Origin of the sequence: Streptomyces sp. NPDC006602 (genome assembly GCF_042870385.1) — a bacterium.
Taxonomy (GTDB): domain Bacteria; phylum Actinomycetota; class Actinomycetes; order Streptomycetales; family Streptomycetaceae; genus Streptomyces.
On sequence record NZ_JBIAHG010000039.1, the window covers coordinates 44,665 to 64,748 of the forward strand.

General features: G+C 70.4%; 16 protein-coding genes and 6 pseudogenes. 10 read left to right on the top strand and 12 right to left on the bottom strand.

The window, feature by feature from the left end; all coding sequences use genetic code 11:
• The first annotated feature begins 152 nt into the window (after window positions 1-152).
• On the top strand, window positions 153-464 hold the full coding sequence (locus ACFYO2_RS43095) for a pentapeptide repeat-containing protein (RefSeq protein WP_388361173.1): 312 nt from the start codon (window positions 153-155) through the stop codon (window positions 462-464).
• 232 nt (window positions 465-696) lie between these two features.
• On the opposite strand, the pseudogene ACFYO2_RS43100 reads toward ACFYO2_RS43095, so the two are convergent.
• Window positions 697-933, bottom strand: a pseudogene (locus tag ACFYO2_RS43100) (hypothetical protein); the annotation flags it as partial.
• 15 nt (window positions 934-948) lie between these two features.
• Between ACFYO2_RS43100 and ACFYO2_RS43105 the strand changes: the two are divergent.
• The gene (locus ACFYO2_RS43105) at window positions 949-1,188 is read left to right on the top strand and encodes a hypothetical protein (RefSeq protein ID WP_388361176.1); all 240 of its coding nucleotides are present in this window, start codon (window positions 949-951) and stop codon (window positions 1,186-1,188) included.
• Between the two features lie 280 nt (window positions 1,189-1,468).
• A pseudogene (locus tag ACFYO2_RS43110) lies at window positions 1,469-1,681 on the top strand (IS5/IS1182 family transposase); the annotation flags it as partial.
• 78 nt (window positions 1,682-1,759) lie between these two features.
• Here the strand turns inward: ACFYO2_RS43110 and ACFYO2_RS43115 are convergent.
• Window positions 1,760-2,332: a dihydrofolate reductase family protein gene (locus ACFYO2_RS43115; RefSeq protein ID WP_388361179.1), complete on the bottom strand. Its 573-nt coding sequence runs from the start codon at window positions 2,330-2,332 to the stop codon at window positions 1,760-1,762.
• A 466-nt stretch (window positions 2,333-2,798) separates the two neighbouring features.
• Here ACFYO2_RS43115 and ACFYO2_RS43120 point away from each other — a divergent pair, with 466 nt between their 5' ends.
• The 3 genes and pseudogenes from ACFYO2_RS43120 to ACFYO2_RS43130 all read left to right on the top strand — a co-directional run.
• On the top strand, window positions 2,799-3,425 hold the full coding sequence (locus tag ACFYO2_RS43120) for a hypothetical protein (RefSeq protein ID WP_388361181.1): 627 nt from the start codon (window positions 2,799-2,801) through the stop codon (window positions 3,423-3,425).
• A gap of 182 nt (window positions 3,426-3,607) precedes the next feature.
• Window positions 3,608-4,519, top strand: a complete 912-nt coding sequence (locus ACFYO2_RS43125) for a universal stress protein (RefSeq protein ID WP_388361183.1) — start codon at window positions 3,608-3,610, stop codon at window positions 4,517-4,519.
• A 289-nt stretch (window positions 4,520-4,808) separates the two neighbouring features.
• Window positions 4,809-5,054 (top strand): annotated as a pseudogene (locus ACFYO2_RS43130) (2-hydroxyacid dehydrogenase); the annotation flags it as partial.
• Window positions 5,055-5,070: 16 nt separating this feature from the next.
• Here the strand turns inward: ACFYO2_RS43130 and narI are convergent.
• The 5 genes from narI to ACFYO2_RS43155 form a co-directional block, all read right to left on the bottom strand.
• Window positions 5,071-5,856 carry a respiratory nitrate reductase subunit gamma gene (gene narI / locus ACFYO2_RS43135; RefSeq protein WP_388361186.1) on the bottom strand — a complete coding sequence of 262 codons (786 nt, stop codon included), beginning with the start codon at window positions 5,854-5,856 and terminating at the stop codon, window positions 5,071-5,073.
• A complete protein-coding gene (gene narJ / locus ACFYO2_RS43140; protein WP_388361189.1) occupies window positions 5,853-6,644 on the bottom strand; it encodes a nitrate reductase molybdenum cofactor assembly chaperone in 792 nt (263 codons plus the stop codon). Before narJ ends, narI begins: the two co-directional genes overlap by 4 nt.
• On the bottom strand, window positions 6,641-8,173 hold the full coding sequence (narH, locus tag ACFYO2_RS43145; RefSeq protein ID WP_388361192.1) for a nitrate reductase subunit beta: 1,533 nt from the start codon (window positions 8,171-8,173) through the stop codon (window positions 6,641-6,643). The genes narJ and narH overlap by 4 nt, the downstream gene beginning before the upstream one ends.
• A gap of 1 nt (window position 8,174) precedes the next feature.
• Window positions 8,175-11,873 (bottom strand): nitrate reductase subunit alpha, encoded by a 3,699-nt coding sequence (locus ACFYO2_RS43150; RefSeq protein WP_388361195.1) that lies wholly within the window; start codon window positions 11,871-11,873, stop codon window positions 8,175-8,177.
• 467 nt (window positions 11,874-12,340) lie between these two features.
• Complete coding sequence (locus ACFYO2_RS43155) at window positions 12,341-12,763, bottom strand: pyridoxamine 5'-phosphate oxidase family protein (protein ID WP_388361198.1); 423 nt, start codon at window positions 12,761-12,763, stop codon at window positions 12,341-12,343.
• 318 nt (window positions 12,764-13,081) lie between these two features.
• Between ACFYO2_RS43155 and ACFYO2_RS43160 the strand changes: the two genes are divergently transcribed.
• Both ACFYO2_RS43160 and ACFYO2_RS43165 read left to right on the top strand, forming a co-directional pair.
• Window positions 13,082-14,329 (top strand): MFS transporter, encoded by a 1,248-nt coding sequence (locus ACFYO2_RS43160; protein ID WP_388361200.1) that lies wholly within the window; start codon window positions 13,082-13,084, stop codon window positions 14,327-14,329.
• 189 nt (window positions 14,330-14,518) lie between these two features.
• Window positions 14,519-14,635, top strand: a pseudogene (locus ACFYO2_RS43165) (respiratory nitrate reductase subunit gamma); the annotation flags it as partial.
• A 123-nt stretch (window positions 14,636-14,758) separates the two neighbouring features.
• On the opposite strand, the gene ACFYO2_RS43170 reads toward ACFYO2_RS43165, so the two are convergent.
• Window positions 14,759-15,226 carry a Crp/Fnr family transcriptional regulator gene (locus tag ACFYO2_RS43170; protein WP_388361202.1) on the bottom strand — a complete coding sequence of 156 codons (468 nt, stop codon included), beginning with the start codon at window positions 15,224-15,226 and terminating at the stop codon, window positions 14,759-14,761.
• Window positions 15,227-15,481: 255 nt separating this feature from the next.
• Between ACFYO2_RS43170 and ACFYO2_RS43175 the strand changes: the two genes are divergently transcribed.
• Together ACFYO2_RS43175 and ACFYO2_RS43180 are read left to right on the top strand one after the other, a co-directional pair.
• Window positions 15,482-15,646, top strand: coding sequence for a hypothetical protein (locus tag ACFYO2_RS43175; RefSeq protein WP_388361204.1), 165 nt, complete (start codon window positions 15,482-15,484; stop codon window positions 15,644-15,646).
• Window positions 15,647-15,735: 89 nt separating this feature from the next.
• Entirely contained in the window at window positions 15,736-16,245 is a 510-nt protein-coding gene (locus ACFYO2_RS43180; RefSeq protein WP_388361207.1) for a flavodoxin domain-containing protein, read from the top strand.
• A gap of 28 nt (window positions 16,246-16,273) precedes the next feature.
• On the opposite strand, the pseudogene ACFYO2_RS43185 reads toward ACFYO2_RS43180, so the two are convergent.
• The 4 genes and pseudogenes from ACFYO2_RS43185 to ppdK all read right to left on the bottom strand — a co-directional run.
• Window positions 16,274-16,720 (bottom strand): annotated as a pseudogene (locus tag ACFYO2_RS43185) (DUF4389 domain-containing protein); the annotation flags it as partial.
• Between the two features lie 43 nt (window positions 16,721-16,763).
• Window positions 16,764-16,847 (bottom strand): annotated as a pseudogene (locus tag ACFYO2_RS43190) (anti-sigma factor antagonist); the annotation flags it as partial.
• 4 nt (window positions 16,848-16,851) lie between these two features.
• Window positions 16,852-16,977: a hypothetical protein gene (locus tag ACFYO2_RS43195; RefSeq protein ID WP_388361209.1), complete on the bottom strand. Its 126-nt coding sequence runs from the start codon at window positions 16,975-16,977 to the stop codon at window positions 16,852-16,854.
• Between the two features lie 134 nt (window positions 16,978-17,111).
• On the bottom strand, window positions 17,112-19,805 hold the full coding sequence (gene ppdK, locus ACFYO2_RS43200) for a pyruvate, phosphate dikinase (RefSeq protein WP_388361212.1): 2,694 nt from the start codon (window positions 19,803-19,805) through the stop codon (window positions 17,112-17,114).
• Window positions 19,806-20,084: the final 279 nt, after the last annotated feature.

Below are 20,084 nucleotides of genomic sequence, written 5' to 3' on the forward strand. Positions count from 1 at the left end.
GTAAGCCCCGGGGCGGGGGGGCGGTGGTTTGGCCCGCCCCCGGCCCCCCCCCGGGGGGGGGGGGGGGGGGGGGGCCCCCCCGGGGGGGGGGGCCCCCCCCCCCCGCGCCGGGCGGCACTCGCGGATGTGCCAGCGAAGCCGGTCGAACCGACTTGCGTAACGCCGACTTCACCGAGACCGATCTGCGCGAGGCAAACCTGCGTAAGGCCGACGCCCACGGCGCGGTCTTCCACCGCGCCGACCTCCGCATGGCCGACTTGCGCGGCACCGACTTGAGCACCGCCAACCTTGTCGAAGCACGCCTGAGGGGCGCCCTGGCCAGTGAGCACACCCGCTGGCCCGCCGACTTCGACCAGACGGCCGCCGGAGTCGTCGACACCGATGACCCCGGACCCGAGCCCTCGCCCCTGCTCCAGCCGCCCGGCATGACGTGGCAGGCACCGCCGCTGCGGTCCACTCCCTGATCAAGACGCGCCGGTCAAGGCTGCGGCGACCGCGATCCGCCTGACCGGCGTCACTCCTCCTCAGCGGCGTCCTGATCGACCCGCCCTGGTTGCCGGGTCCCTTGCCGGGTCCCTCCTGGTGGAGCGAGGCGGGCACGAAGGCCCGCAGTACCAGATTCTCGACGTGTTCCCCACGGGTGCGCAGCAGATTTCGAAGACCGCCCGCTGTGGCTGACATCAGGACGTCGTTCAGTTTCACGTCGTGCTGGTGAGCGATCTGCTTGACGTCGTCGACTCTGCTGCGGATGACCGCCAGTCTGCGGTGCCGACCGATCGGGATGTGAAGCTGGTCCGTGGTGCTCGCTCCTGGACATAGTTCTCGCGCACCGCGGGCCACCTCTCCCGGGCCTGGTGCAGCGTGGTGGCGGGCCGACGGAGCTTCGAACGGTCGGCCGGGTCGACCGTACTGGCTGCGGCCTCTGCCGCCCACTGAAGAAGACTCGCGATGAACCAGCGCAATTACGGCATGTACTTGCTCGCCGCCGCGATCGTCGCCGGAGCCCTGATGGTCGGCGCCTCGCCGGGGATTCCCATCTGGTTCGCCCTCGTCGCTGCCTGCCCGCTGATGATGCTCTTCATGATGAAGAGCATCCACGGTCAGGACATGCACAGGGGTCACGGCCGCGACGACGACCCGCTGCACAAGCACGACCACTACCACCACCCCGGATCCGGTCGGCGCTGACCGGCCGGAGACCGGCGTCCACGGCCCTCGCCGCAGCCGTCCTCTTCCCCCGAGCCGCCAGCACCCCGTCTGCTCAGAGCGCCGGCAGCCTCGCAGGCGACGCGGCCGCGCCCGGCGCCAGGTCTTCTCTGCGCTGATGGCCAAGGCAGACGCCGATGAGGAACTGACCTTGGCCGTGTCGGTGGACTCCACGATCGTGCGAACTCACCAGCACGCGGCAGGGGCCCGTAAAAGGGGCCCCGGCCGACCGGCCCAACCGGCCAACACACATGCCTGTTAGGCGTATTCCTCCCGCGCGATCCGCAGCCACTTGCGCAGACGCGGTATCCGGACGGTGATCCCCGTCCCGGCCGACCCGCGACGTCACCGACTCGGCGGGAAGCCGGGGCGGAGGCCACCGGCCTTCGATCGCGCTACCCGCTACGACGAGACAGCGACCATCTACCTCGCCGGACTTCACATCGCGGGCATCTTCCTCTGGTCCGCGCGGTGATCCAACGCCCACCGAGCAGGTCCCTCCGACGAGTGCCACGTCCGGGGACGCGACGGCAGGGCGAGCGCGGGAGCCTTGTCAGCGGACGACGTCGAAGACGTTCTTCTGCAGACCGTTGGCGTACACCTCGTGCTCGACGAGCTTCAGCTTCTGGGCGTCCTTGTCCGTGGCGCTGAACAGACGCTTGCCCGCCCCGAGCAGGAGCGGAAAGACAAGCAGGTGGTAACGGTCGATCAGGTCGGCGTCCGAAAGGGCCTGGTTCAGGGAGGCGCTGCCGTGGACGATGATCGGGCCGCCCTCGGTCTCCTTCAGCGCGGCGACGTCATCGAGCGAGCGCAGGATCGTCGTCTCGCCCCAGTTCGACACCAGGTTCTCCTCGGTGAGAGTGGTGGAGACGACGTACTTCGGCATCACCTTGTAGTCGGCGAAGTCCTCCATGTCGGGCCACACCGGGCTGAACACCTCGTAGCTGGTCCGGCCCATCAGCATGGCGGTGGCTTCCTTCTGTTCCCGGCCCTTGATCTCGAATGCCTCGGGGAGGAACTCGATGTCCTTGAAGGTCCACCCGGAGTTCCGGTAACCGGGCTCGCCGCCCGGGGCTTCCACGACGCCGTCGAGCGAGATGAAAGCGGTGCTGATCAGGGTACGCATCTAAGGTTCCTCGGTCTCGTGTCCGGTTCTCAGCAGATTCAGTCGGTGCACGCTTCGGCCACGCTCGCGGCTGCGGCGCACCAACCATGATCTCTGACTGCGAATCACGGAAAAACTCATCGGTCGTCGTCGTCCCTCCCGGCGGCCTCGGCCATCGGGATCATCCAGGGGACCCACACACGTGCCCGACTGCGGGACCTACCAGCAGCGCAACAGCGACGAGCGGTGCATGACCCGCCTCAACCGGTGACACGGCATCTTGATGCAGTCGGGGCTTGGTGATCCAAACGTAACTGCTCAGGTGCCGCCGGTCCGGGACGCCTGAACGGACCGGCCGATCCGGGACGTTCGGCCCGGTTCTCCGGGCCTTGCAGCCCCTCCGAACTGCCTTGCGGACACGGCACATTGGAGACGGAAAGAGAGTTGCCGACGCCCCACGCATCACCTGTTGGAAGGGATGAACATCATGTCAGTCCACAACCACCCGCAACGGCACCCGGGATTCCACTTCCCGTCCCTGCGGAGGACCCGGACGGCGGCACTGGAGTCCGCCGACACGACCACCGCGGCGGTGACGGCGACCCGCGCGTACGTCTTCGCCGGGCTTCGCGTCCTGACCGGGTTCGTCTTTCTGTGGGCGTTCCTGGACAAGACCTTCGGCTTCGGTTACGCGACCCGGTCCGGCAACGGCTGGATCGACGGCGGCTCGCCGACCAAGGGCTTCCTCAGCGGTGTGGCCGTCGGACCGATGGAGTCCACCCTCCAGGCCTGGGCGGGTGACGCCTGGGCGGACTGGCTGTTCATGCTCGGTCTGCTGGGCATCGGTCTCGCCGTTACCGCCGGTATCGGGCTGCGGCTCGCGGCCGTCGCCGGGACCGCGATGATGGCCCTGATGTGGATCGCGGAGTGGCCGCCCGCCAAGCACCTGTCCGATGGTGCGGCCAGCATGTCGACGAACCCGTTCGTCGACTACCACCTCATCTACGCCGTCGTCCTGATCGCCCTCGCGGCCGCGGGCGCCGGCGCAACCTGGGGCCTGGGTAAGGCGTGGGCGCGACTGCCGTTCGTCAGCCGCAACCGCTGGCTGCTCTGATCTCCGCAGCCATCCGACCGGGGCACCGCAGCAGCAGCGCGGCGGTGCCCCGGTCGTGTGTGCCGCCCACCACCATCAGTGTCAGCACCGGGGCCGGTCGGCTGCACACACGGACCGGTGGGCCCTCCTGCCGCACGCGCCCAGTCAGCACGATGGGGATCACACCCGAAGGAGGCACCCTCATGTCCCGTACCATCACCGTCGGCCTGGACGGCTCCCCCGAAAGCCTTGCCGCGGCCGACTGGGCGGCCCGCGAAGCCCAGCTCCATGCGGCCACTCTGCGTGTCGTGCATGCCGGGGAGCAGCAGCTCCACACCTACGTGCCCTTCGGCGGCGAGGCCGTGCCACTGCCGGGGGCGGACCAGTCAGGGCGCATGCTGCGTGAGGTCGCGGCTTCACTCGCCTACCGTCACCCCGGCCTGCGGATCGTCGCCGACCCGGTCGCCGGACAGCCTGCCGCGGCTCTGGTGGCCGCCGGTCGGGAGACCGAGTTGCTGGTGCTCGGGTCGCGGGGCCTGGGCAGGACGGAGGGACTCCTGCTGGCCTCCGTCGCCTCGGCCGTGGTGGCCCGGGCCAGGCGGCCGGTCGTCCTCGTACCAGCCGGTGGCGGTGTCGTGGACGAGCCCATGGCGGACACCTCCGGGGCCGGTTCAGGGACCACCTCGTACCGTGACGTCGTGCTCGGCCTCGACCTGCACGAACCCGATGACGCCGTCCTCGGGTTCGCCTTCGACGCCGCCGCCCGCCGCGCCGCCGCCCTACGCGTCGTCCACGGCCGGAGTCGGCCTGCGTCCCCCGCAAGCTCGGTCGGCAATCAGGAAACGGGGCTGGAGGACGAACCGGCCGCCAGGCCAAGGGACAGACTGGCCGACACGCTGCGCCCGTGGCGGGAGAAGTTTCCCGGCGTGGAGGTGACCGAGGAAGCCGTGATCGGGCGGGCGGGCACGCATCTGGCAGATGCGTCCCGTAACGCCTCGCTGGTCGTCGTCGGCCGCAAGATCCGCCACGCTTCGCTCGGGCCGCACATCGGCCCGGTGACCCACGCGGTGCTGGCCCATGCCGCCGCACCGGTCGCGGTGGTTCCGCACGACTGAGATGTTCCCGTAGGGACGTGTCCAGAATGACGGCCTGCTCGGAGGACGCGCGGGGCGCGATCGAGCGTGTGCACTTCCCGGCCTGACCGACCGCGAGCGGGAGAGGTCGCGCCGCGGTGATTGTCACCCAGACGCAGGAGTGGCTCGCGCACCAGGACCTGACAGCCCATACGGCATTTACAGGCGATGCCAGTGACTGACGTACCACTGGGGCCGATGGGCCGTGTCCCCTCACTGCTGTCGTCCTACGGTGGAGAGGTGATCGTTCGACGCGAGGGAAGGAGAGCACGTGGAGATCGCCGCATACGGAGTCCTCACGGACGAGGAGCCGCTGCTGCGGGCGGCCTTCGATCGGGCGTTCCATGGCCGTCATGAAGTGCGCTGTCTGAGGCTCTTCCTGAACCGGGACACCGCTCCGACCGCCGCTGGTCACGAGGTCGTGCTCAGCAGCGTCAACGACACTCTGGACGCCGAGGTGCTGGGCTCGCTGGCCGAGGGCGGTACCAAGATGATCGCTCAGCGGTCCACCGGCTTCAAGCGCGGGCCATGGCTCATGCGGCTCGTCGGGAGCCGGAGGCCGACCGGGGGCGGCCCAGGGCCGTCGAGGCTTCCGCCGGTGTAACCCGCCTGCGGTAGACGATGTACGGGCGGGCCAGGTAGCCGATCGGGGCGCTCCACACATGGACCAGGCGGGTGAACGGCCAGGCGGCGAAGAGCAGGAAGGCAGTCAGGGCGTGGAGTTGGAAGAGCAGCGGGGCGCCGGCGATCGCCTCCGGGTGTGGCTGGAGGACGAACAGGCCGCGGAACCAGATGGAGACGGTGGAGCGGTAGTCGTAGCCGGCGCCGAACACGTTGTGCGCGGCGGTGGCGGTGATGCCGAGCAGGACGGTGGCGGACAACAGCGGGAAGAGGAGTTTGTCGCTGCTGTCGGTGGTGAGCCGGATCCGGCGGGTCAGGAGTCGGCGGGCGCACAGCATGCCGAGGCCCGCGACCATGGCGACGCCCGCCACCGAGCCCGCCCAGACGGCCGTGGTGTGGTATGCGTGCTCGGAGATGCCGACGGCCTCGGTCCACGAGTCAGGGATGGCGAGTCCCACGACATGCCCGGCGATCACCATGAAGGCCCCGAGGTGGAACAGCGGGCTGCCCCAGCGCAGCCAGCGGTGTTCGAGGAGTTGGCTGGTGTGAGTGGTCCAGCCGAACTGGTCTTGGCGGTAGCGCCAGATGTGTCCGACCGCGAATACGGCGAGGCAGACGTAGGGGATGGCGACCCACAGCAGGAGGTCGGTGCCGCTCGCCGACGCGGAGGCCGGCGGGGAGAGGGATGTGGCGTTCATCGGGTGCCTTCCATAGGCGTGGTGGCCGGGTCGGCCACGCGGGTCGGCGGAGCAGCCATGGGCGGCACGAAGGTGCCAGGAGGGGCGAACTCCCCTTCCCCGTACGTCCCGTAGGGGTCGAGGCCGACCTCCTCGTTCGGCGGGCCCTCGGCGACGAGCTGGGCCACCGCCGCGCGGTCCGCCTCTGTGGGCGGCGGCAGCAGGGTGAGCAGCGCGGCCAGTAGGTGCCGGTACGGCGAGTCGGCGTCGGTCAGCGCCCGGTGGATAAGCTCCAGCCCGCGCCGGTGCTGGCGCAGCGGGGCCTCGCCGCCACCCGGGCCCGCCAGGGCGGCGAACTCCAGGACGACCGGGAGGTGGTCGGGCAGTTCACCCCCGTCGGTGTCCCAGCCCGCGGCCTTGTACCGCTGGTTCAGGGTGAGCAGGGCCATGCCCCGGCGGCGGGTGTCGCCGTGCAGGTAGTAGGTCAGGTACAGGCTGCTCTTGCGGCGCAGGTCGAACATCTCGACGTAGTGCCGCTCCAGAGCCTCCGGTTCCTGGCCGGCGAACCAGGAGGTGAAGGCGGTCAGGTCCTCGGCGGTCGACGAGGGCGGCAGTGCTTCGACCGTGGCCGTCAGCACCGGCCGCGCGGCCGTGAGTTCGGCGTCCGGGTACTGCAGCAGCAGCGAGCACAGCCGCAGCAGCAGGGTGCGCGCCTCCACCTCCTCGGGCGTGAGCCGGGCCGGGCGGCGGACGGCCGCCCGTACGCGGGTGCGGACGAGGGCGGGAAGGCTTGCGGGCAGCGGGCTCACGACGGGCCTCCGGCGGTCTTGCGGCGCAGGGTGGGGAGGCCGAGCATCACCCGTCGGCCACCGGCGTCCGCCGGGTCGCCGGACGATTCGACCGGGCAGCGGTTCTCCATCGCGGTCAGCGCGGCGGCGTCTTCCTTGTGGGCGGCCGGGACGACGTACCGGTCCTGGTACTTGGCGATCGCGAGCAGGCGGTGCATGTCCTCCGCCTCACGGGCGGTCAGGCCGACGGCCTTGAGCACGGCCTCGTCGCCCTCCTCGCCGAGGGTGCGTTCCCGCATGTAGGAGCGCAGGGCGGTGAGCTTCATCAGCACCCCGGCGACCACGTCGGCGTCCCCGGCGGTGAACAGCTCCGCCAGGTACTCCAGCGGGATGCGCAGCCGGGTGACGGCGGCGAACACGTGGTCGGGGTCGTCCTGGTTGCCGCCGGCGGCGTCGACGGCGTCCAGGACGGGCGAGAGCGGGGGCACGTACCAGACCATCGGCATCGTCCGGTACTCCGGGTGCAGCGGCAGCGCCACCTTGTAGCGCATCACCAGGTCGTACACCGGGGAGCGGCGGGCCGCGTCCAGCCAGTCCTCCGGGATGCCGGCCTCCCGTGCCGACGCGATCACGTCGGGGTCGTGCGGGTCGAGGAACACCCCGCGCTGCGCGTCGAGCAGGTCCTTCTCGTCCGGCGTGGCCGCGGCCACGCCGACGCGGTCGGCGTCGTACAGCAGCAACCCGAGGTAGCGCAGGCGTCCGACGCAGGTCTCCGAGCAGACGGTGGGCTGGCCGGCCTCGACGCGCGGGAAGCAGAAGGTGCACTTCTCGGCCTTGCCGGTGGCATGGTTGACGTACACCTTCTTGTACGGGCACGCCGTCACGCACATCCGCCAGCCGCGGCAGCGGTCCTGGTCGACCAGGACGATGCCGTCCTCGACCCGCTTGTACATCGCGCCGGACGGACAGGCGGAGACGCAGGCAGGGTTGAGGCAGTGCTCGCAGAGCCGGGGGAGGTGGAAGAGGAAGGTCTGCTCGAACTCGAACTTCACCTTCTGAGCCCATTCGCCGGTGAGGTTGGGGTCGCCGCCCGCGTTCTCAGGGGCGCCGCCGAGGCCGTCCTCCCAGTTGGCGCCCCACGTGATGGAAGTGGGCTTTCCGGTGAGCACCGAGCGCGGGCGGGCCACGGGCATGTCGTTGCCCGCCGGGGCGCTGATGAGGTTGTCGTAGTCGTAGGTGACCGGCTCGTAGTAGTCCTCGAGGGAGGGCAGGTCCGGGTTGGAGAACAGGGACAGGAGCCGCTTGATCCGGCCGCCCGAGCGCAGGGCGAGCCGCCCACGCTTGTCGAGCATCCAGCCGCCCTTCCACTGCTCCTGGTCCTCGTAGCGGCGCGGGTAGCCGACACCCGGCTTGGTCTCGACATTGTTGAACCAGGCGTACTCGACGCCGGTGCGGTTGGTCCACGTCTGCTTGCAGGTGACCGAGCAGGTGTGGCAGCCGATGCACTTGTCGAGGTTCAGGACCATCGCTGTTTGAGCCATGACGCGCATCTCAGTACTCCACATCCTGGCTGCGGCGACGGATGACGGTGACCTCGTCGCGCTGGTTGCCGGTCGGGCCGTAGTAGTTGAAGGCGTAGGTGAGCTGGGCATAGCCACCCGCGAGGTGCGTCGGCTTGAGCAGCAGCCTCGTCAGGGAGTTGTGGATGCCGCCCCGCTTGCCGCTGACCTCGGTCTTCGGCACGTTCACGTTGCGGTCCTGGGCGTGGTACATGTACACCGTGCCCTCCGGCATGCGGTGCGTGACCACGGCCCGGGCGGCGACGACACCGTTGCGGTTGTACGCCTCGATCCACTCGTTGTCCTTGACGCCGATCTTCTCGGCGTCGGCGGTGGACATCCAGATCACCGGGCCGCCGCGGGACAGGTCGAGCATGTACTTGTTGTCCTGGTAGTTCGAGTGGATGGACCACTTGGAGTGCGGGGTCAGATAGCGGACCGTGACCTCCGCCCGGTCCTTGTCGTGCAGTTCCTGGTCGCCGTAGTGCCGAGACATGCTCAACGGCGGCCGGTAGACCGGAAGTTGCTCGCCGAGTTCGGTCATCCAGTCGTGCTGGACGAAGAAGTGCTGGCGGCCGGTGAGGGTGTGCCAGGGCTTCTTGTGCTCGGTGTTGATGACGAACGGCGAGTAACGGCGGCCACCCGTCTCCGAGCCCGACCACTCGTAGGACGTCAGCACCGCGCGCGGCTGGGTGCGGGTGTCGTCGAAGGTGATCCGCTCGGCCTCGCGTTCGGAGGCCAGTTCCACCAGGCCCTCGCTGCCGGTCTGCCGTTCCAGCTCCCGGAAGCCCTCGGTGGCCAGGCGCCCGTTGGTGGTGCCGGACAGGGCGAGGATCGCCTCGCACATGTCGGAGGCGGTGGCCAGGGACGGGCGTCCCGCGGCCAGGCCGTCGCGGACGGTGCCGCAGCGCCGTCGCAGTTCGTCGATCTCCCGGTTCGGACGGACGGTGACGCCCTTGGTGGTGGTGCCCAGCGTGTCCAGCAGCGGGCCGATCGCACGCATCTTCTGCGCGGTCGCGGCGAAGTCCCGTTCGATGACGACCAGCTTCGGCATGGTCCGTCCGGGAATGGGTTCGCACTCGCCCTTCTTCCAGTCCCGTACGACGCCGCCGGGCTGGGCGAGTTCATCGGGGGTGTCGTGCAGCAGCGGCACGGCGAGGACGTCGGTACGGGTGCCCAGGTGGTCGGCGGCGAGTTCGCTGAACCGGTCGGCGATGGTCAGGAAGGTGTCGTAGTCGGTGCGGGCCTGCCAGGGCGGGGCGATGGCCGGGGTGAAGGCGTGGACGAAGGGGTGCATGTCCGTGCTGGACAGGTCGTCCTTCTCGTACCAGGTCGCGGCCGGCAGGACGACATCGGACAGGAGTCCGGTGGAGGTCATCCGGAAGTCCATGGTGACCAGCAGATCGAGCTTGCCCTCAGGGGCCTCCTCCCGCCACACCACGTCCTTCGGACGCCCCTCGGGCGGCGTCTCCTCGGAGCGGACCGCCGCGTCCGTGCCCAGCAGGTGCCGCAGGAAGTACTCGTTGCCCTTGCCGGAGGAGCCGAGCAGGTTCGCCCGCCACACGGTAAGCACCCGGGGAAAGTTGGCCGGGTCGTCGGGATCCTCGGCGGCGAACCGCAGCCGCCCCGATTTCAGCTCGTCCACGATGTGCTCCGCGACCGGACGGCCCGCGGCGGCCGCCTCGTCCGTCAGGTCGAGCGGGTTGCGGTTGAAACCGGGATGTCCGGGCGTCCAGCCCAGCCGCACCGCCTCCGCGAGGCAGTCGGCGAACGACTTGCCCTTGAACCGCCCGTCGCCGAGCGGGGACGCCAACTCGTCGGGCCCGAACGCCTCGTAGCGCCACTGGTCGGAGTTCAGGTACCAGTACGAGGTGCCCGCCATGTGCCGGGTGGGCCGCTGCCAGTCGAAGGCGAAGGCGAGATGCTGCAGCCCGGTGATCGGGCGGATCTTCTCCTGGCCGACGTAGTGCGCCCAGCCGCCGCCGTTGACGCCCTGGCAGCCCGTCATCGTCACCAGCGCCAGGAACGCCCGGTAGATGGTGTCCGAGTGGAACCAGTGGTTGGTGCCGGCGCCCAGCGCGATCATGGAGCGGCCGCCTGTGCGCTCGGCGTTGCGGGCGAACTCCCGGGCGATCCGGGCCGCCTGCTCCGCCGGCACGGACGTGATCGTCTCCTGCCAGGCGGGGGTGTACGGCTCCGACGCGTCATCGTACGACGTCGGCCAGCTGCCCGGCAGACCCGGCCGCCGCACCCCGTACTGCGCCAGCATCAGGTCGAAGACCGTGGTGACCAGGCGCCCGCCGATCCGGCGCACGGGCACACCGCGCACCATGACCGAGCCGCCCTCCGTGCCGCCCTCGTCGAAGCGGGGCAGGGCCACGGCCACTGTGTCCTCCGACTTCTCGAACAGGCTCAGCTCGGGGACGACATCGCCCAGGTCGAGGTTCCAACGGCCTCGTCCGGCTTCCCCCCACCGGAAGCCGAGCGAGCCGCCGGGGACCACGGGTTCGCCCGTGGCCCCGTCCAGAAGAACGGTCTTGGACTCGGCGTGTTCCGTGTCGTGTCCGAGGTCGGCGGCGGTCAGGAAACCGTCCGGGACGAGACCGTGGTCGTGCTCGCGCAGGGTCACCAGGAAGGGGGCGTCGGTGAACGTGCGCAGGTAGTCCTGGAAGTAGGGCACTTCGCGGTCGACGAGGAACTCGCGCAGGATCACGTGCCCCATGGCCATGGCCAGCGCCCCGTCGGTACCGGGGTGCGGGGCGAGCCACTCGTCGGCGTGCTTGACGTTGTCGGCGTAGTCGGGACTGACCGCGACGACCTTGGTGCCGTTGTAGCGGGTCTCGGTGAGGAAGTGCGCGTCGGGCGTGCGGGTGACGGGAATGTTGGAGCCCCACATGATCAGGTAGCCGGCATTCCACCAGTCCGCGGCCTCCGGTACGTCGGTCTGGTCGCCGAAGACCTGAGGGGAGGCGATCGGCAGGTCGGCGTACCAGTCGTAGAACGACAGCAGGGTGCCGCCGATCAGCGAGTGGAACCGCGCCCCGGCCGCGAACGACGCCATCGACATCGCCGGGATGGGCGAGAAACCGGCGACGCGGTCGGGCCCGTACTTCTTGACGGTGTGCACCTGGGCGGCGGCGACCAGCTCGCTCACCTCGTCCCAGTCGGCACGCACCAGGCCGCCCTTGCCGCGGGCCCGCTTGTAGGCGCGGGCCTTCGCCGGGTCGGAGGTGATCTCCGACCAGGCCGCCACCGGGTCGCCGAGCCGCTTGCGGGCCTCACGCCACAGCTTCAGCAGCGCACCCCGCACATACGGGTAGCGCACCCGGCTGGGGGAGTACGTGTACCAGGAGAACGACGCCCCGCGCGGGCAGCCGCGCGGTTCGTACTCGGGGCAGTCCGTGCCGATCGAGGGGTAGTCGGTGGCCTGGTGCTCCCAGGTGATGATGCCGTCCTTGACGTACACCATCCACGAGCAGGAACCCGTGCAGTTCACGCCGTGCGTGGAGCGCACCACCTTGTCGTGCGCCCAGCGCTCGCGGTAGAAGCCCTCCCACTTGCCGTCGGCCTCGCCGAACACGGCGCGTCCGTCGGCCGACACCTCGCGGCGGGTCAGCAGTCGCCGGGCGGCCAGCGGCCAGTCTTCACCGGCACGCGGCGCCTGACGTCGTGGGTTCTGATCGTTCTCCATGGCCGGGAACGCTATGTGTCGCGCGCCGCACCGCACCTGGGTCGGGCGGTCCCCGCCGGGCGGCCTTCCGGCCCAGTCCGGGTGGTCGCAAAAGGGCCCAATGGTCCCGGTGGTGGGGCCGGTCGGCCGGGGAGTCGGGTATCCGCATGCCGGCATCGATCGAACCGCAGATGTCCATCTGTCCGTACGACCGCATTCCAACCCGAGGGCGCGCGCTTGGACGTCCCCGACATCATGGGAACCCGGCGCCTGCTGCGCCTGACCCAGGCGGCCGAGGCTCGTAATTGGGCGGATCCCGGCGGCGATGCTGCCCTCAGCTGCTGATCCGTTTCGGCTACGGCCCGGACGGCGCCCGCACACCACGCGCGCCCGCATGCTTGGAGCGCCCGTCGGTCACCGAACCGGAGACGGCGGCGGATCGTGTGCGTGCCGAGCCAGCGGACTGACACCGTGCTGCGTGGTGCCGCTCACCCCGTGCCGGGCGTCCCCTTGAGCTCGCGCCCGGTGACCATTTCGGACTCGATTCGAACGAAGACCGCGTCCCGCAGGGGCATCCAGGAGTGGGGGCCGGTGTGCGTCAGTCGCTCGTGTTCGGCGGGGTCGGTGACCACGGTGGCGCGTCCGGTGACGACCACGCTCCAGCCGGAGCGGGTTGCCGCATCGATCTCGTCGGCCTCGAAGGCGACGACGACGCCGTCGATCGCTCGTACGAGGTCGGAGCCGGCCGAGGTGCACAGCAGCACCGAGGCGTCCGTGTCCAGGGAGAAGTTGATCGGCAGGACCGCAGGCAGGGCCTGCCGGGTGTACACCACGCGGCCGACCGTCACCTTGACCAGCAGACGCAGGCACTCCTGCCGGTCGAGGGCGCGAATGGCGTCGTCTTGGAACATCAGTCCATCGTCCCTGCGGGCACCACGCAGGTGATAGGGCCGATCGGCCCTTCTTCCGCGTCTGCGTGGGACCGGCTCCCGCAATCCCTCGATTCCCTGTCCCGCCTGGGCAACCGAGTGCAGGGGGGAGGTGGGGAGGGTCGGCCGGCTCCGAACCTGGGGCCTGTCCGCCCGGCGGCAGGGACTGTCGGCCCATGCCGCGTGCGGTGCCCGGAAGCGGACAGTGGCTGCGGGGCGCTGCTCGCAGGCAAGGGGCCTGTGGTTCCGACGCGACCCACCCAGCCGCGGTATCACCGTGAAAAAGAAGGGACGGACAACATGGTCCAGGTGTTGAGGGCGAAGGGGGACGACGCACCGTCGGGTGCGGCGGTGTCCGGCCGGGCGTGGCTCATGCTGGCCCTGGCCACGGTCGGTTTCGCCGTGAACTTCTGGGCATGGGCGCTGCTGAGCCCGCTGGGCCCCCGGTTCAAGGACGGCCTCGCCCTGTCGTCGTTCGAGCAGTCCCTGCTGGTCGCGGTACCGGTGGTGGTCGGCTCGCTGGGCCGGATCCCGGTCGGCGTGCTGACCGACCGGTTCGGCGGACGCGTCATGTTCCCGATCGTGTCCGCGGTGACCATCGTTCCGGTGCTCTATCTCGGCCTGGCCGGCCACTCCTCGCTCGCCGCCCTCCTGGCGGGCGGATTGTTCCTCGGCATCGGCGGCACCGCCTTCGCCGTCGGTGTGCCCTTCGTCAGCGGATGGTTCCCGCCCGAACGGCGAGGTCTGGCCATCGGCATCTTCGGCATGGGCATGGGCGGCACCGCGATCAGCGCCCTGACCACCGTGAAGCTGGTCGACGCGAACAGCATGTCGACGCCGTTCCTGATCACCGCGATCGTCCTCGCGGCCTACGCACTGGTGGCAGCGCTGGTGCTCCGGGACGCCCCCGGACGCACCGTGCCGACCGAACCGCTGGCCCGCCGCCTGGCAGCCACCCTGCGCCTGGGCGTCACCTGGCGGGCGTCCGCCCTCTACGCGGTGGCCTTCGGCGGCTACGTCGCCTTCTCCGTCTACCTGCCCACCTACCTCAAGACCGGCTACGGCCTCAGCCAGGCGGACGCCGCCAACCGCATGGCCGGGTTCGTGCTGCTGGCGGTGGCGATGCGGCCGGTCGGTGGCTGGCTGTCGGACCGTGTCGGTCCCGTTCGGGTCCTGGTCGGCACGCTCGCCGTGGTGCTGGCGGCAGCGTTCGTGCAGTCGTCGACCCCGGCGCTGGCGCCGGTGGGCACGATCGCGTTCCTGTCGATGGCTGCCGCGCTGGGCGCGGCCAGCGGCGCGGTGTTCGCGCTGGTGGCCCTGATGGCCCCGGCGAACAAGGTCGGCTCGGTCACCGGCGTCGTCGGCGCCGCGGGCGGCCTGGGCGGCTTCCTGCCGCCGCTGGTGATGGGCTCGCTGTACGGCGCGTACGGCTCGTATGCGATCGGCCTGGTACTGCTGGCCCTGGTGGCCGGCGCCGCCCTTGCCTTCACCGGCACCGGCGTACGCCACGCGCTCACCCGCCGCACGCCGACCGCCCCCTCCCACTGAGCAATGGAGTCCTGTGATGTGTGAGTACTGCGGCTGCCAGGCGCTGGAGTAGATCGACGAACTCACCGCGGAGCACGAGGAGGTCGTGCGCCTGATCAGTCACCTCCGCCCCGCCCACCAGGACGGTGACGTGGCCAGGGTGGCCGAGGTCGCCCGCGATCGCGACACCTATCACATCGGCGCGGTCGTCACATGCTCACCGCACCGCTCGGCTACCTGACCCGCCCCTACATCGTCTACCGCAGCCGCGACACCCGACTCGGCGCCAGGGCTCCGCGCAGGGACTGGGAACGCACCGGGGCATGAGCGCTGTGCGGATGGACATCCGGCGACCGGATCATCCGGGGGCGCGGGGGCGTCGGCACGCGTCCGACAGCTCGCTCACGATGTGGGGAACTGCGGCATTGGGAAGCACCTCGTCCCGCCTGGTCAGGGAACCTCGCCCGCACCGTAGGGCGAGTACAGGTCGAGCAGTCGTACCCGGGTGGACCTGAGCCTACGCGCGAGCACGCCGACGACATACGTACACAACTCGTGATCCAACCCGGGCTCCCTCGCGCACATCTCACGAACCGCCGCCGCGTCGAACTCGTAGGCACGCACCGGACTGCCGGCCTCGGCCCCCAGGTGCCAGTGGTGGGGAGGGACCAGCCAGGACCAGCCCAGCAGTCTGCCGGCACCGAGGGTCTCGACGACCGCCGCGCGCCGGCCGGGCACGTGAAGGTCGAGAGCGACCGTGCCCGTGTCGATAATCCAGAAGCGGTCGGCCTTGCCGCCCTCGTTGAAGATGCGCTCGCCTGCCGCGAACGACGTCTCACGGGCGAGCGACATGAGCTGTTCGCGATGCTCCTTGGTCATGGCGCCGAAAACGCCGGTCTGCGCAACCACGATCGCCATCCTTTCTCCGCGACCTCGAAGTGGAGCCGGCCCTTGTCCGGTCATGGCGTCACAGCGCGCGGCCGATGCGAAGGACATGGCGGCGGAGGTGGGACCCAGCGGTGTTTGCCAATGGCCGCATGACTCCACGATCGTCGCAATGCGGCGTGGCGCAACCCGGGCGGAGGCATTCCAAGAGTCAAGGCGTGTGTCGCGGTGGGCCAAGGGCGGTGCGACCGTATTCAGAGGGGGTCTGGCAGAAAGGTGGTGGGGACGATGGAGCTCCCGCTGGTCGTGGGTGTCGAGGCATCGGACTCCAGCACCCCGGTCCTCGTGACAACCGGCGAGGTAACCGTCTCGACGCACGCGTACGCCTGCTGCCGCGTTGGCCCCACGATCCCTGCCTGCACCGACGCGCTGAGGAGGGAGGAAGGGACATGAAGCCGTGGCCGACAGCTCGGGTCGGACAAGTCGGCCACGCCGGTGTTTCTGAGGAACGTATATGAAGGCTGTGAGAGGAGCGGACCGCCATGGTGAGCAAGGTGCTGGTCGCCTACGGAACGACGAACGGGTCGACCGCGCAGATCGCGGAGGCCATCGCCGACGTACTGCGCAAGGAGGGCCTGACGGTCGAGGCGATGCCCGCCCGTTCCGTGACGAGCGTGGAGTCGTACGACGCCGTGGTGGTCGGCGGTGGCCTGTACGCGGGGCGCTGGCACAAGGACGCGCGCCGCTTCGTACACCGTCACGCCCGCGAGCTGACCGGGCGTCCGCTGTGGCTCTTCAGCAGCGGCCCCCTCGACCCGTCGGCCTCGGAACGCGACATCCCACCCGTGCCCGGCGTCCGCCGAGCGATGATCCGGCTCGACGCCCGGGAGCACGTCACGTTCGGAGGCTGCCTCGAGGAGGGAGCCAAGGGATTCATCGCCCGCAAGATCGTCTCCTCCGGGAAGGGCGGAGACTTCCGCGACTTCCAGCAGATCGAGGCATGGGCCGCGCGCATCGGCAGCGAACTCGTGCAGGAGCCGCCAGTGAGCTGAATCGGGACTGCTGCCACCGGGGCCGCGATCACACCCGCTCTTGCGGACCCGCCATCTCCGAGCCGCCCAGGTCCAGCCGGAACGGTGGATACTTGTCCGTCATCAGAGCGGCGTAGGCGGAGACGCGCAGGACCCACTGGTTGAGGCCGATGATCAGGTCGAACAGATCCTTCGGATACTTCTCGGTGAAGGCCAGGATCACGACCGCGATGACCGTCAGCAGGGTGATCAGGCCGCCGGACCACCAGCCGAGGTGGGCGCCGCCGAGGAAGAAGCCGATGACCATGTAGTGCGGGATGGCCAGAAACCACCACTTCACCAGCACCAGACCGCGGGAGAGCCGCTCCGGATAGGCGATGTCCAGCCGTGCCGGGTAATCCGGTTCCTCGCCCAGGCTGAACGGCGGGTACCGGTCGGTGCCCAGAGCATCGTAGGAGTAGTAGGCGACTCGCCAACTCCAGCGCATGACACCCAGGCAGGAAGTGCGGACTGGCGCTGACCAGCCTGAACCGGCCATGCCGCGCGAGAGCACGGCTGCGCGCCCGGCACAGTCGGCCCAGTCCGGTGCAGTCGATGAACGACGTGGAGCGGAGGTCCAGCACCAGATCACAGTTCGACGCGGTGCGCGGCGGCCCGCTCCAGTCGGACCTCGCCGCTGACGACCGGAAGCCCCGGCCGGTGCAGGGCGGCGGCGATCTTCTCCCGCAGGTACGCGAGTGCCGTGTCGTCCACGTCACCCGTGGCCCGCACCCGGACCGCGTCCGGGACGTTCTGGGCGCGGGTGCCTGTGTCGGTCAGGTGACGTACTCCTTGTGTTCGTTATGCCATGCGTGGCAAGCCGGGCGGTGAGCCGCCCGGCCCCCCCGTCACCTGCTGTCGCTGTCCGCGGTCCCCGACAGGGTGGCCCGGCCTGCTTCCAGGCGGGCGACCGGGACACGGAACGGTGAGCAGGAGACGTAGTCCAGGCCGGCTGCGTGGAAGAAGTGCACGGATTCGGGGTCGCCGCCGTGCTCGCCGCAGACGCCGATCTTCAGGTCCGGGCGGGTGGCGCGGCCCTCGGCGACCGCGATCTCGACCAGACGGCCGACGCCGTCGCGGTCGATCGTCTCGAACGGGGAGGTGGCGAAGATGCCTTTGTCGAGGTAGGCGGAGAAGAAGGCCGCCTCCACGTCGTCGCGGGAGAAGCCCCAGACGGTCTGGGTGAGGTCGTTGGTGCCGAAGGAGAAGAACTCCGCCTCCTCGGCGATCCGGCCCGCGGTCAGGGCCGCCCGGGGCAGTTCGATCATCGTGCCGACCGGGCACCGGACGGGGACGCCGGTGGCCTTGGCGACCTCGGCGAGCACCGCGTCCACCTCCTCGCGTGCGAGGCGGAGTTCCTCGACCGTGTCGACCAGCGGCACCATGATCTCCGCCTGGGGGTCGCCGCCGGCCCGGACGCGGTCCACGACCGCCTCGGCGACGGCCCGTACCTGCATGGCGACCAGGCCCGGCACCACCAGGCCCAGGCGCACGCCGCGCAGGCCGAGCATCGGGTTCTCCTCGTGCATCCGGTTGACCGCGTCGAGCAGTTCGACGTCGTGCGGCTCCGGCAGCTCTCCCCGGGCGTCGGCGATGGCGACCCGGACGGCGAGTTCGGTGCGGTCGGGCAGGAACTCGTGCAGCGGCGGATCCAGGAGCCGGATGGTGACCGGAAGGCCGTCCATCGCCTCCAGGATGCCGATGAAGTCCTGCCGCTGCAGGGGCAGCAGGGCGTCCAGGGCACGCACGCGCTCGACGTCGTCGCGGGCCAGGATCATCTCCTCGACCAGCTTGCGGCGCTCGCCGAGGAACATGTGCTCGGTGCGGCACAGCCCGACGCCCTGCGCACCGAACCGGCGGGCCCGGGCGGCGTCCTCGGGCGTGTCGGCGTTGGCCCGCACCTCCAGCCGCCGTACGTCGTCGGCCCGTCGCAGGGCCCTCGCCACCGCGTCGACCAGTGGGGCGGAACGCTCGCCGTGGGTGCCCGTCTCCAGGAACCGCATGACCGCGGAGGCGACCAGCGGAGCCGCGCCCGGGTACACGGTGCCCGCGGAGCCGTCCACCGAGACGACCTCGCCCTCCCGCACGGTCGTGCCACCCACGGTGAAGCGGCGTTCTGGCGGATCGACGGTGATCTGCTCGGCGCCGCACACGCAGACCTTGCCCATGCCGCGGGCGACGACGGCCGCGTGGCTGGTCTTGCCGCCCCGGCTGGTGAGCACGGCCTCGGCGGCGACCATGCCGGGCAGATCGTCCGGGGTGGTCTCCTGCCGAACGAGGACGACCTTCTCACCGGCGGCTGCCCGCCGTACCGCCTCGGCCGAGTCGAACACCACCGCTCCGACGGCGGCACCCGGCGAGGCCGGAATGCCATGCGCCAGCGGTGCGCCGACGGCCGAGGTGTCGAACCGGGGGAACATCAGCCGGGCCAGCCCGTCCCCGCTGACCCGGGTCAGGGCCTCGTCCGTCGAGATGAGCCCCTCGTCGGCCAGCTCGGCGGCGATGGCGAAGGCGGCCTCGGCGGTGCGCTTGCCGACGCGGGTCTGCAGCATCCACAGACGTCCCCGCTCGATGGTGAACTCGATGTCGCACAGGTCCCGGTAGTGGTGCTCCAGAGTCTCCATGTGTGCCCGCAGCTCCAGATAGCAGGCGGGGTTCAGCCGCTCCAGGTCGGTCAGCGGCACGGTGTTGCGGATGCCCGCGACCACGTCCTCGCCCTGGGCGTCGACCAGGTAGTCGCCGTACAGACCGGGTCGCCCGGTGGCCGGGTCGCGGGTGAAGGCGACCCCGCTGCCGGAATCGGCGCCGAGGTTGCCGAACACCATGCGCTGCACGGTGACCGCGGTGCCCAGGTCGTCCGGGATGTGCTCGCGCCGCCGATACAGGCGGGCCCGTTCGCCGTTCCAGGACTGGAAGACGGCGAGAACGGCCCGGCGCAGCTGCTCGGCGGGGGACTGCGGGAAGTGCTCACCGGTCTCGTACTCGATCAGGCCCTTGTACGTCTCCACGAGCTGGGCGAGGTCGGCCGCGTCCAGGTGTACGTCGTCCGGGATGCCGCGCACCTCCTTGAGCAGGGTGATGGCCTGCTCGAACAGGGAGGAGTCGACGCCCATCACCGTGCTGCCGAACATCTGGACGAGCCGGCGGTAGGAGTCCCAGGCGAAGCTCTCGCTGCCCGAGGTCTTGGCCAGGCCGAGGACGGAGTCGTCGTTCAGGCCGATGTCGAGGACCGTCTCCATCATGCCGGGCATGGAGAACCGAGCCCCGGAGCGCACCGACACCAGCAGCGGGTCGTCCGGCTGCCCGAGCAGCCGTCCCGCGGTGGCCTCCAGCGCCGACAGGTGCCGGGAGATCTCCCGGGACATCCCCTCGGGCTCGGCGCCGGTGGCCAGGAAGGCCCGGCAGGCCTCGGTGGTGACGATGAACCCCGGGGGCACGGGCAGGCCCAGCCGGGTCATCTCGGCCAGGTTCGCTCCCTTGCCGCCGAGCAGGTCGGCCATGTGGCGACCGCCCTCGGTGAAGTCGTACACGTAACGGACCATGACCAGTACTCCTCGGCCTCGCATGCAGCGGCTTCTCTGCCCTTGGTTGCTACCAGCCTCCTGCGAGGGTCGGCGCAAGGGCAGGTGCCGGCCGTCCTGTCCGGTGGGCCGGTCGGCCCTCGGCGGCGGGGCCGGTTTTCGTTCGTGGAATGAGCGGCCAGTGGTGCGGGGAAGGAGAGGGGCGAAACAGGGCCGACCGGCCCTGGCCGTTCGGCCCTGAATCGAGAAGGATCTCCGGTAGGAGCCGCGGTCTCGTCCGGAGGGCGGCGTGGGACGCCC

Coding starts and splice junctions, on each gene's coding strand:
- ACFYO2_RS43120 (WP_388361181.1), top strand. CDS start 2,799: ATGTCAGTCCACAACCACCCGCAACGGCACCCGGGATTCCACTTCCCG.
- ACFYO2_RS43180 (WP_388361207.1), top strand. CDS start 15,736: ATGGTGAGCAAGGTGCTGGTCGCCTACGGAACGACGAACGGGTCGACC.
- ACFYO2_RS43105 (WP_388361176.1), top strand. CDS start 949: ATGAACCAGCGCAATTACGGCATGTACTTGCTCGCCGCCGCGATCGTC.
- ACFYO2_RS43170 (WP_388361202.1), bottom strand. CDS start 15,226: ATGGCGATCGTGGTTGCGCAGACCGGCGTTTTCGGCGCCATGACCAAG.
- ACFYO2_RS43150 (WP_388361195.1), bottom strand. CDS start 11,873: ATGGAGAACGATCAGAACCCACGACGTCAGGCGCCGCGTGCCGGTGAA.
- ACFYO2_RS43125 (WP_388361183.1), top strand. CDS start 3,608: ATGTCCCGTACCATCACCGTCGGCCTGGACGGCTCCCCCGAAAGCCTT.
- narH (WP_388361192.1), bottom strand. CDS start 8,173: ATGCGCGTCATGGCTCAAACAGCGATGGTCCTGAACCTCGACAAGTGC.
- ACFYO2_RS43175 (WP_388361204.1), top strand. CDS start 15,482: ATGGAGCTCCCGCTGGTCGTGGGTGTCGAGGCATCGGACTCCAGCACC.
- ACFYO2_RS43155 (WP_388361198.1), bottom strand. CDS start 12,763: ATGTTCCAAGACGACGCCATTCGCGCCCTCGACCGGCAGGAGTGCCTG.
- ppdK (WP_388361212.1), bottom strand. CDS start 19,805: ATGGTCCGTTACGTGTACGACTTCACCGAGGGCGGTCGCCACATGGCC.
- narI (WP_388361186.1), bottom strand. CDS start 5,856: ATGAACGCCACATCCCTCTCCCCGCCGGCCTCCGCGTCGGCGAGCGGC.
- ACFYO2_RS43115 (WP_388361179.1), bottom strand. CDS start 2,332: ATGCGTACCCTGATCAGCACCGCTTTCATCTCGCTCGACGGCGTCGTG.
- ACFYO2_RS43160 (WP_388361200.1), top strand. CDS start 13,082: ATGGTCCAGGTGTTGAGGGCGAAGGGGGACGACGCACCGTCGGGTGCG.